The sequence below is a fragment of the Brevibacillus formosus genome, from assembly GCF_003013405.1.
GTDB lineage: Bacteria > Bacillota > Bacilli > Brevibacillales > Brevibacillaceae > Brevibacillus > Brevibacillus formosus.
Genome location: NZ_PXZL01000030.1, coordinates 226,688 through 238,695 on the forward strand (window position 1 = coordinate 226,688; position 12,008 = coordinate 238,695).

The 12,008-nt window shown below is 46.6% G+C and carries 6 protein-coding genes; all 6 read right to left on the minus strand.

The window, feature by feature from the left end:
• Positions 1-107: 107 nt before the first annotated feature.
• Positions 108-311 carry a hypothetical protein gene (locus C7R91_RS23720; RefSeq protein WP_026043127.1) on the minus strand — a complete coding sequence of 68 codons (204 nt, stop codon included), beginning with the start codon at positions 309-311 and terminating at the stop codon, positions 108-110.
• A 41-nt stretch (positions 312-352) separates the two neighbouring features.
• The gene (locus C7R91_RS23725) at positions 353-1,402 is read right to left on the minus strand and encodes a Gfo/Idh/MocA family protein (RefSeq protein ID WP_047067566.1); all 1,050 of its coding nucleotides are present in this window, start codon (positions 1,400-1,402) and stop codon (positions 353-355) included.
• A 118-nt stretch (positions 1,403-1,520) separates the two neighbouring features.
• A complete protein-coding gene (locus tag C7R91_RS23730) occupies positions 1,521-4,562 on the minus strand; it encodes an efflux RND transporter permease subunit (protein ID WP_047067567.1) in 3,042 nt (1,013 codons plus the stop codon).
• 3 nt (positions 4,563-4,565) lie between these two features.
• A complete protein-coding gene (locus C7R91_RS23735; RefSeq protein ID WP_236697815.1) occupies positions 4,566-5,771 on the minus strand; it encodes an efflux RND transporter periplasmic adaptor subunit in 1,206 nt (401 codons plus the stop codon).
• Positions 5,772-5,859: 88 nt separating this feature from the next.
• Positions 5,860-7,134: an MFS transporter gene (locus C7R91_RS23740; RefSeq protein ID WP_047067569.1), complete on the minus strand. Its 1,275-nt coding sequence runs from the start codon at positions 7,132-7,134 to the stop codon at positions 5,860-5,862.
• 136 nt (positions 7,135-7,270) lie between these two features.
• Positions 7,271-12,007 carry a non-ribosomal peptide synthetase gene (locus C7R91_RS23745; protein WP_308812367.1) on the minus strand — a complete coding sequence of 1,579 codons (4,737 nt, stop codon included), beginning with the start codon at positions 12,005-12,007 and terminating at the stop codon, positions 7,271-7,273.
• Between the last annotated feature and the right edge of the window lies 1 nt (position 12,008).

The window sequence follows — 12,008 nt, forward strand, 5'->3', positions numbered from 1 at the left end:
CTCGATATTTGTTTCCGTGGAAACAAAATCACTTTATCATGAGTTTTCCTTTTGTGCAAGAAAAAACCGCAGCCCTGCATTCGCAAGCTGCGTTCCTAGATCGGTCTCTATCCATTTAGATTGCCCAATTCCTTATCCGCACTGAAATGAGCACGGGCAGCCTCAAACACTTCACTTTCCGATCCGGCCGAGATTTTGAAACTCGATACGACTTTCTTGCCGCATCGCACTTGTACATTATACTGGGAATCCCCATCATACGTTGATTCGAAATGATAATCCTCACCATTGACCTGAATGGTTCGTTCCATGGTTACACCTCCCACCTTAGTGTGACCAAGCAACATGGCAATCATCCAATATTTTGTTGCAAAGAAATCGTTTTCCCCGTTGCAGCTGACTCCATGGCCGCTTCGATAATCAAAAGAGCGATAAGCCCATCTTTTCCTGTGACGATTGGCGTTTTTTGATTTTGGATCGCGTCTATAAAGGCATCGATTACCCCACTGTTCGTCTGATGATCGTTGGTCTGTATCGCTCCAGTTCGCTCTACTCTTCTTTCGCCCGTAGCTGCTATGATTTCGATATCCTTTTCTGGATCAGCAAAAATCTTCATGATCCCACGCTCGCCGTAAAGAATTGTACTATTGTCCTCCTCACCGTAGTAGCTCCAGCTAAAGGAAGCAGTCCCCACCGCACCCGATTGTGTTCGTAAAAGGCATACCATATGATCGCATACCTCAATTGGTAGGCCGTCCTCGTCTTTTTTGTCCAAAACAGCTGTTAAGGCACTGACCTGCACGATTTCATCCTGAAGCAAATAACGCAGCAGATCTACTTTATGGATGCCCAAGTCTCCAGCAACACCGAGTGCAGAACGGTTCTTTTTAAAAAACCATGTGGCGTTTGTTTTATTGATACTCCAATGCTCAGGCCCTTTATGTCCAAAGCTTGTTTTAAAGGATAAGATGCGCCCCAGCTCACCTGAATCAATGATCTGACGCGCTTTTTGATGGGCGATAACCAGCCGTTGATTGTGGTCGACCATGAGAATCGCTCCCGTAGCCTTGGCAGCTGCAAGCATAGCCTGTGCACCTTCGCTCGTCGTCGCGATCGGCTTTTCACACAAGACATGTTTTCCCGCCAATAATGCTTCTGTCGTGATGATATGGTGCATTTCGTTCGTCGAGCAGTCGCTGATCGCTTGGACCTCAGGATGATGAACGACCTCTTGCCAGCTAGCAGCTACCGTGCCCCCATGCTTGGCAACCAGCTTCTGAGCACGATCTGGATTCGGGTCATACACAAGGAAAAGCTCGACATTTGGATGATGGTGATACTCCGGCGCATGCCGTTCGTTTGCAATGGAACCGGAGCCAATAATGCCTACTTTTATGCTCATGCTTGCTCCTCCTTTGTGTTTAACCCTTGCCGAATCACCTGTCGTAATGTGATTCGCTCTATGAAGTGGTTAGAGGGCACAACGCTGGTTCTCCAGCGCCGTACCCCATTTCCCTTTTCTACAAATCAACAGTGCGATGTGCTTTTTTTCGCGCTAACCTCTTTTCGCGAATTCCCTCAAAAATCGAATAAAGCACGGGAACCAATACAAGCGTTACGAGCGTGTGAAAAATCAACCCCGCAATTACCCCGGTAGCAAGCGGTGCTTCTAGTTCTGCTCCTTCCGCAACAGCGAGTCCCATCGGTAGCATACCGAGTATCGCTGTCAGCTTGGTCATGATCACCGGACGAACACGATCTCGCGTGCCCTGTACAATCGCTTCTTCCAACCCCATCCCCCGTGAGCGGAGCAGATTAATTCTGTCAATTAACAGAATCGCATTGGAAACAACAATTCCGACCAGCATGATGAGCCCAATCATCGCCATCTCACCAAAGGTTCGCTGCGTGACCACGAATCCGAGAATGACTCCCACCAAGGCCATTGGCAACGACAGCATGATAATGAACGGCTGAGATAACCTCCCAAACTGGGCCACCATAATCACGTAGATGAGGGAGACGACCGCTACCAGGACGATAATTCCTTGCGTAAAGGTGTTATTCTGTTCCTTCAAATCGCCAGCGATCTCGATCTTGTAACCAGCGGGCAATTCCACTGTACCCAGCTTCTCATTTATTTCTCTGCCCGCCGTACCAATATCCGTGCCCAGCAGTTCTGCTGATACCGTGATGATTTGTTCTCCTTTTTCATGTTTGATCGTAATCGGAGATTTGCTGAAATGGAAATCGACCAGCTCATGTAACGGGACCTGTGAGCCTGTTTCTGTTCGTATCATAATCTGCTGGAGCTGGTCAGGATGTGTCACCCATGTCTCAGGAAATCTGGCCACAATCGAGGTTTCGATACCATTTTGACTGATTGTGGATAGGGGCTGCTCTCCAAGCAGCAGGCTGATTTGGCTGTCCAATGATTCTGAGTCAACCTGTAATTGAGACATTGCCTCCTGATTTGGTATCAGTGTTACTTTTTCCTTCCCTCTTTCGAAGTCATTCCGAATATTGACTACACCGGGGATGCTCGCCAGCATTTCTTCTACTTTTGCGGAAATCGACCGCGAAACCTCCAAATCTTCACCAGCAACCTGCAACTCAATGGGTGCCGATTGACCAGAGAATCCAAATGTCATACTTGTTTGTTCCACACCGTCAATCGCATTCAAGCGACCGTTTACTTCTTGCATAAACGCTTCTTTCTCTTGTGTTCGTTGCGACTTGGTTACTAATGTAATATTTAACTCCACAGTCTCTTTCTTTGCCGTAAAAAAGACTTGATTCACGTCGGACAGCTCTCTTAACGCTTTTTCCGCTTCAACTGCCACTGTTTGCGCCTGTTCCAAGCTAGTGCCATCTGGCATCGTTAACGTGGCAAAAATTTGATTCTCATTGGCATTCAAGCCATTTCCCATTTTAATCAATGGGAAGAGAGTCAAGGCTCCTACAAACACCGCAAGAGCCACCAGCAATGTGAGAATTCGATGACGAAGGGTTAACAGCAGTAATCGCTGAAAGAGAGAAACGACCCCATTTTTCCCTGTTTCGCTACGGGGCTGCAACTGTTTATCATGTTGGAGAAAACGTTCGGAAAAAATCGGAACAAACAGAAAAGCTGCAATCGTTGATGCAAGAATCGTAGAGGTAACGGTAAACGCAATGGTATGAAGAATAGGCTTCAGCCACTGTTCAAAATCCGCGACCACTAGCGGTAAAAACACAACGATCAAGGTTAATTGGGAAGCAAATACAGGTGCTATCACCTCTTTTGAGCCCTGAACGATGGCCTGTTTCAGCTGCATTCCCTTTTCTCTCAAATGATAAATACTTTCCAAAACAACGATCGCGGCATCGACAATCAATCCGATTGACAAACTCAGTGATATCAATACCACCATGTCAATGTTATAACCAGCAGCTTTCAGAGCGATGAAAGTCATCAGGATAGACAGAGGCAGCGTGGTTGCAATGACCATTGTCACACGCCAATTTCGCAGGAATATCCAGAGTACGAGGATTGCCAATATTCCCCCGATGATAACATCTCGACTCAAATTGGTGATCGCTTTTTTAATAAAGGAGACGGATTCAAACATGACTCTCAGCTCGTAGTTTCCGCCCGCTTCATCATTGATTTGCCTCACAACCTCCTCTACTTTTTTCTGTGTGGTGATCAAGTCACTCCCCGCAGCGCGCTTTACACTGATTTGGACAAAGAGGTCTCCTTCTGTCATGGAAATAGCGTCATTCACGCTACCGCGCAGGTCACTCACCGTTGCCAGTTGTTCGAGTGCCACCTTGCCCTTGGGTGTCTTGATCAAAATGGCTTTGAACTCTTCTACATTTTTTAAGCTGTTGTCAATCATGACAACGGTGTCAAACCCGGGATTTTCCAATATCCCCACGGCTTTTTTCCAATTGGCACCCTGAAGCTGACCCACAACATCCGCTGCTGTCGTTCGATAGGCAGTAAGCCGTTCAGGACGAAATGTTATCGCAACCTTATTTTCAAAACCGTCCTCGGATACGACTACTTCCTTCACACCCGGGATGGATTCTATTCGATCCTTAATGGTCGTCTTCAGCAAGGTGAGCATGGTCTGTGTATCGGCACCAACCATTGCGTAGTCGATTAAGTCCTCATCACCTAGATTCGTTTGAGTGACGGTTACGGTATCCACTACTTTAGGAAATTCGTTGCGCAGCCGATTCACAATATTTTGTGTCTCTTGCTTGACCTTTTCACCTTCCCCATCCTCTGCAAGGATCGAGATGCCAGAAAACCCCGTCCCTGTTTTTGATGAGAAATTTTTAATCCCAGTTACAGATTTTAATTCCTTTTCTATTTTTTTTGTGACTTTTTCCACCATCTCTTCAGGCGGCAGCGCTCCCCCTGAAATATTCACTTCAATCCAAGGCAAATTTGTTTTCGGTACGAGCTCCACGTGGAAGGAAAAGAGAGCACCGATTCCGGTAAGCACGATGAGGAATGTGCACAAATAGAGGATCACTTTTCGTTTCAGCAAAAAGAGAATGACCTTGTCCACCGGTTACTCCCCTTTCACCGTAACGACTTCTCCTTCGGCATAGTACGTTATGCCGGAGATTAAGATTTGATTGCCTGACTGTAGGCCAGATAAAATCTCGACGTTATTTCCAATGATTTGCCCCACTTCCACATCGCGTCTCTTGATTACACCATTCTCGACAACCATGACGAAGCGCTGTGATTCTTTAACGCCCACGCTTTGGACGGGGACGAGCATCCCGTTTACTTTACGTGACATCTCTACAGTCGCGACCATCCCCTCTATAAACACGTTGTCTTTATTGGAAACAGCTATCTCTACAAGATACTTTCCCGTTTCCGTGTTGAGAACGGGGGAGATAAATGTTATGGTACCTGTACTTTTGGGCTTTCCCTCCACTGCCACAGGCACCGTGTCCCCTTGCTTGTAGTTTTCCATCACATCCAATGGGACATCGACCTTCAGCTTCACTTCCGAGCTATCAACCAGGTGAATGATACTTTCACCTGGCTGGGCAAGACTGCCTGCCTTTTTGGTCACATCGATGACCGTACCGCTAAACGGGGCGACGAGTTGTGTTTCTTGAAGGGTTTTCTTTGCCAGCTCTACTTCACTGGCCGCTTGTTTCAAATCGGCCTCTGCACTGGCAATCTCGTTTACTTCCGCACCCTTTAGCAACTTATCCAACGTAATTCTCGCCTCTTGTAGCGAAATCTCGATTTGCTCTTTTTCCGACTGCGCACTGTCCAGCTCACTCTGTGAAATAGCGCCGCCCTTAAACAGCTCCTGGGCTGTCTCCCATTTCCGTTGCGCATCCTTCAAGCGCTTTTCCTGGCTGTCCACTGCCAGGCGTTGTTTGCTGATGAGATCTGGGCTTGCTCCTTGCAACGTTTTTGAACGCAACGCAGATGCACTTTGAACCTGGCTTTGTGCTGCTTCCAGCCCTTTTTGATAATAGTTTGTATTTAGTGAACTTAACACCTGGCCTTGTGTCACCTTTGCCCCTTTTGTTACGTTCATTCGTTCAATCGTACCAGAAGCCCCAAAGGCTAAATGGCTCGCCTGTTTGTATTCAACGAAAGCAGTGAGTGGTATCGGCAAGGAACCCGTCTGTTTTACGGTGTGCACTTGTACGATCTTTTGTTTGGTTTGCTCCGTTTCCTGTTTCGCTTCCTCTCCACATCCCGCGATGAACATCAGTACAATTGTCAAAACGACATAGTGCATACTCTTCACGTAGAGTCCTCCAGTAGTTTTGTCATTGTCTTTTTGAATGAAACTGACATCCCATTCTCTCTCGTTATCTTGACCTTGCTCAAGCAGACTTGTCTGCAACCACATGTTCTTCTTTTGTCTTAAAGTATTGGCTTACTTGCTTGTTCAGATGAGCGATCAAGGCGATCACGAAAATGATGGCACCCGATGCCAACACGAGATACGTCCAGTGCACGGCCTCCAGTAAAATACCGTACAACCAGATCCCAAAAGGTACGGCCACCCCAGTAAAAGTGCCGACCACTCCAAACATGCTGGCACGCAAATGCTCAGGCGTGTTCAATTGAACAAAGGTAAAGATCGGGATGTTCCCCATGGAGTTGAAGATGGCGGAGACCAATAAAATCGCGACAAATACGCCAGTAATGATCCATGAGGAGTTACTCGTTTCCGGAACAAAAATCGGAAATACCCATGCCAGCAACAGAAGCCCTTGCACTTGAATCAAAAGGAAGATTTTATTCTCAACGTATTTGCTCACTTTTTTCATAGAGACAACAGCCGCTCCGATAATAATCCCGATAAACCAGGAGGACTGAATAAAGGAGAACTGCTCCATCGATACTTTTTCGACTCGATAGGCAATATGCAGCAGCCCCACATACATGAGCGGAGGGAAAATAAAGTTGAGCACAAGGAAAATCAGGAACAAGTACTTGATGACAACCTGTTCACGGATATATTGGAAGACTTCCTTGATGGTATCTGTATAGCTTTGCGTTGTCTCTTGTACTGCCTCGGTCTTGCGGAAACGGAGGAACATCTGCAAGATGCCTGCTCCGATAAAAGAAAGGCCATCAATCAGCAAAATCATTTTCATCCCCAGTAAACCATAGGCAACCGCCCCTACCAAAGGACCCGCTACATTGAGAATGGCGCTGATCGCTTGGTAAATAGAGTTCATACTTCCTACTCTGTCCTCATCTACCAGCTCAGGAATGGATGCTTGCAAAGCGAGATACGTAACAGCCTGAATGGTACTGATCACGAAGGCGTATCCGACAAACAGCCATAGATTCGTCGGAAACTGGAGAAAAAACAGTAAAAACAAGAGAACGAGCGCACCGCTTAACAGCTCGGTGACAACCATGATTGTTTTCTTGTTGTGTCTATCAATATAGGCACCTGCAAAAATATTAATCAGCACCCCTGGTAAGTACGAAAAGCCCAAAACAGTTGCAAATGCAGCGGAAGAACCCGTCACATCCGCAATGTACAGGGCAAGTGCAAATTTGTAGACACCGCTACCTAATTCCGTGATGAAACGAGTAAAAGAAAAGAGAAAAATATTTAATCCGTATGATTGGTTGCCCATCTTAACCTCCCTGAATAGTAATCCCTCTAGCTGACGATTTATTTCGGCAAGATGATCCCGCTACAATTCACGGACAAGAAACCCGGAATAGAGCGGAATTCATCTGCCGATTTTCAATACGATGCCTAGGCGACTTTTAGCGTATGACTAGAGGCATCCCTATCAATTTTTTCGCTTCCTCCTCCAAGATCACTCGCAGCTTCCTTTCATCCTCTCGATATGGCAGAGCCATAAAAATATTCATTTTGCCCATGGATGTATAGGAAGCCTCAAAGAGAATACGCTTCTTTCCTTTGATAAACAGGTGATCGTATTCACTTGGTTGACTCTTGTTCTGCTCACCCAAAAAGTTGCAAATAATAGGTGTCATCTGCAAGGATTGGATGAGGGAGTGGTGGGAAAGAGGATAGTTTTCCGTTGCGTCAGGATTTTGTACGAGATTGGTGAAATGGATGTTCCTCTCCTTTGCGAGATCCAACCGAACTTTCACATACGTTTCCAACTCATCCAGACTCCACACCGGATCAATATGAAGCGGAATATGATCGATGCACTCGCCAAGCACATCGAAGAAATGGTTCCCCATAAAGGCTCTGCCAAAGTTCATAAGGAAAATGGGGGCCTTTTGGACTCCAAAACTTCTTTCGCAAAATCTGGCTAAAAGAGCAATCGGAATACGCGCATTTTCTGTCTCCTGCGGGTTGTCCATATCTACTTCGCAGGTAACAATCGTGAATCCGTCCAAAATGGATGAAGAGGGAAGCTGTCTTTCTATGGACAAAAGACTATTCTCAAATCCGTGAAGATCAAATTCCTCCACAAGCTGCTGATCTTCGATTCCGACTGGACCCTTGGTAATTTGCCGGACGAAATCCCAATACGTATTCCGATCAGTTTCCGTGAGGTCTGTGCCATTTTCCAACGCTTCGTAATACAGGTTCATGTCGTTTTCAAGAACCTCACTGCTGATCAAATCAAAAATGAGATGCGAGGCCGGGAATATGAACGAATACTCTTTCTCGCTTTCTTTCAGCAGGATCACTTTGTATGACAAAGAGCCGATCGAATCATGCTGCTTGTAAAAGTATTCACTCAGTAAAAGATGGCGCACCGCTTCTTTTCTTTCATCCGACTCACCCGATACATCAACAACAGGGAGCGCAATCTCACTAGGGCAAGGATATTCTTTCCAATACGGCTCTTCTTCTTCAAAAGCCAACGTGCACCGCAGTAAATGATGCCGCTTCAAAACGTCTAGAAAGGCCTTTTCCAGCGTCTTTGGATCGATCATCCGCTCAAAGCGAATCACTGTTCCAGAAATATCCTTTTCCTGTACATGATAGCGCTGTGAAGGTGACAGTGGCTGCCTGATAAAAGTCTGCTGATTGATGATCGCCTCCGAATAACGAAGGAGCTTCTGATCCAGGTCGTTGACGAGATGCTCCTGCCATTGCAACGATTCCTTCTCATCAAGCGCAGCCTCTTGCAAATGATCCTTTTCTTTTTCCCATGCTTTTTGCGAGAGATCCAGATATTCAATGGCGTGCGGCTGTATCGCAGGATCACAAGACCTACGCAATAAGGACAGTATTTCTTGGTGTTTGTCCCGCGCATTTTCCTCTACGTACAGAACAGCTCGGTGCTTGCTGCCGAAGGGCACCTCTACATAGTTGCTTCGCACTTGAAAATGGGCGTAGATCAAGGTTTCCAAATCATTTTTATCTTGCGCTTTTATGGTGCGAATCCGGTCTACGGTATCTAAATATCCTGCTAGCGCTCTGACTGTGTCATATTGGAAGATCGTTTGAATCTTTACTTCTATTCCTTCCTTATGAAGTCGTGCTACCAGTTGGATTGCTTTGATAGAATGCCCGCCCAGATCATAAAAATGGTCATCCACACTGATTTCCTGCAAGTCGAGCACTTCTTTCCAGATTTCCGCCAGCTTGATCTCCTGCTCTGTAACAGGGGGATTCAGTTGCTTATTCGCCTCCCGGTTCATGACGGGCTCAGGTAATGCTTTCCGATCTATTTTTCCATTTGGTGTTACAGGCATTCTCTCAAGGACATGGATATATGTTGGTACCATATAGGCCGGAAGGGTGGCCAAAAGCTCCTGACGCAAATCTCTGTTCCAATCAGGCTGCTCCCAGACCAGATAAGCGATCAGGCAGGCATCTCCTCCCTGCTCTTTTTTGGCCAACACGACCGCTTCCTTCACTCCTGCCTGGGATAGGATCACGTTTTCAACCTCATCAAGCTCGATACGGAAACCGCGTATCTTGACCTGGTTGTCCATTCGCCCCAAATATTCCAGACTTCCATCCGCAAGCCACTTCACCATATCTCCCGTCTTGTAGAGCCTCGAACCGGAAATAAACGGATCTGCCACAAATTTCTCGTTCGTCAATTCCTCGCGATTGATGTAGCCATCAGCGACGCTAATGCCCGCGATAGCTAACTCACCAGGAAGTCCCTGGGGCTGCAAATGACCATGCGCATCTAGCACGTATACTTTTGTGTTGGCAATGGGCTTTCCGATTGGCACTTGCTGCGGCAGCTCCTCTTGCCCTTCATACGTCCAAGTCGTTGCACAAATGGTTGTTTCGGTTGGACCGTATGCATTGATGTATCGGCAATGCTCGCTCCATTTATGGACGAGCTCCCAGTTTGCTGCGGAACCTGCGGTGATTAACGTTTGCAATTTCGGAAAATTTTCCGGCTCCAAATACGTCACAAAGGTAGGCGGGAGCGTCGCGACTGTTACTTCATGCCGCAGCAGATACTCACTGAAAGCCTGAGAATCGAGTACGACATCCTTTGAAACTACGACCAGTCTCGCCCCCGTCAATACCCCCATCGTAAACTCCCAGACTGAGGCATCAAAAGAGATGCTGGCAAACTGCAACACCTTGTCATTTTGGGTAATACCTAGATCGTTGATGAAAAACTGCTGGAGGTTGGCAATTCCGACGTGGTGCAGCCTTACCCCCTTTGGCTTCCCCGTTGATCCGGATGTATAAATGACGTAGGCCAGATCACTGGAACGATGAAGGGTCTGTACATCAGATGTAGCGCCGTTGTATACGCTCCTATCATCCAGATTGATCAACATTGCTGTAGGGAGAATTCGCTCCGCATACGCTACAGTCGGATCATGGATCAAAACAATGCTGGCACCGCTATCTTCGATCATATAGCTGATCCGTTCGCTCGGATGGTCGGTGCTAATAGGGAGAAAGGCACCGCCCGCTTTCAAAACGGCTAAGATAGCGAGGCTGTAAGCGGTAGATCGCTCCACCATCACACCAACAATGCTGCCTGGTTTTACCCCTTTCTCACGCAGCACATGGGCCAGCGCATCAGATTTGTCATCCAATTCCTGATACGTGTAGGTGCGTTCCTGATCGACTACGGCAATGTGATGCGGCCCCTTTTTGACCTGTTCCTTAAATAGCTGGTCAATGGTTCGCGTTTGGTCAACCAGCATCTCCGTGTCATTCCATTGTTGCAGAATGAGAGCCTGCTCCTCGTCCGTGACCATTTGCATGCTTGCAATTGGCTGGTCAGGATTGCGGATGACACTCTCAATCAACTGATTCAGATGCGCTCGGACTTTTTGCAGATAGGCATCGCTGTAGGAAAGTCCATTATAGATAAAGTGAATCTCTAATTCCTTTCCAGGAATAATGCACAAATTGAAGTCGTAGCTGGTTTGCTCATATCCTTGGACATCCGTGATTCCGAATAAACCGCCTTTTCCATCTTCGTCGAATGCCTCCTCCGTCAATGGATAGTTTTCAAAGACCATGAGGTGCTGAATCAGGTTTTGTTTTAATGCGGTTTCGGACTGAATATCCGCCAGAGACAAGTATTGGTAGCTGCTTGTAGCTGTGAAGAATTGTTGCACCTGCCTGAGCAACTCGGAAAAGGTCTGTTTACCTTCACTTCGAATTCGCATTGGGATCGTATTGACAAACAGCCCAACCATTTCTTCCACGCCAACGAGCTCAGAAGGACGTCCCGAAACAACTGATCCGAAGACAACATCATTGGCATAATTGTATCGTTGCAGCAACAATCCCCAGAGGGAATGAAAGACGATGCTCAGTGTTACATCATTTGATCTCGCTATTTGCTCTAGACGGGCAGTTGTTACCTGATCAATGCGGAACACGATCGATTCTCGCTGGTACCCCTTACCGGTTGAAATGTATTCAACCGGTAAAGGAGATTGCTGATCAAACCCATCCAGACTATCTCGCCAGAACGAGAGCCCTTCTTGTTTATTTTGCTTGCCAAGCCAAGTGATATAGCTACTGAAGGAATACGGTGGAGCCAGCTCAGCCTTCTTATTTTGAAGATAAGAGCGGTAGATATGGAAAAAGTCTTTTGCGACAATCCCCAAGCACCAGCCATCCATAATAATATGGTGGAAGCTCCACACCATCTTGTATTTTGATTCACTCAATTTCATAACGGTCATCCGAAACAACAGATCTTTCTCCAGATCAAATCTCTTGCGCCGATCCCTTACAAGAAATTGCTCTATAAATGCTTCTTGTTCATCTTGAGTCAGGTCAGAGATGTCCTCGATCTGAATAGCTGCCTCTCTTTGCTTCAACACGATTTGCAGAGGCTTTTTGCTTTCTTTATAGTGAAAGACTGTTCGCAGGATATCGAATCTCTCGACAAGGTCGCGAAAGCTCTGATCAAGGAGATCAAGCCGCAATGACTCCTCCATCGTAATCACCGTTTGTTCAAAGTGAACCTCTGATTCAGGATGAAGGATAAAGTGATACAGCATGCCTTCTTGCATAGGTGTCAAGCGGTATATATTTTTTATCTGAACACCATTCAACCTCATCACCATC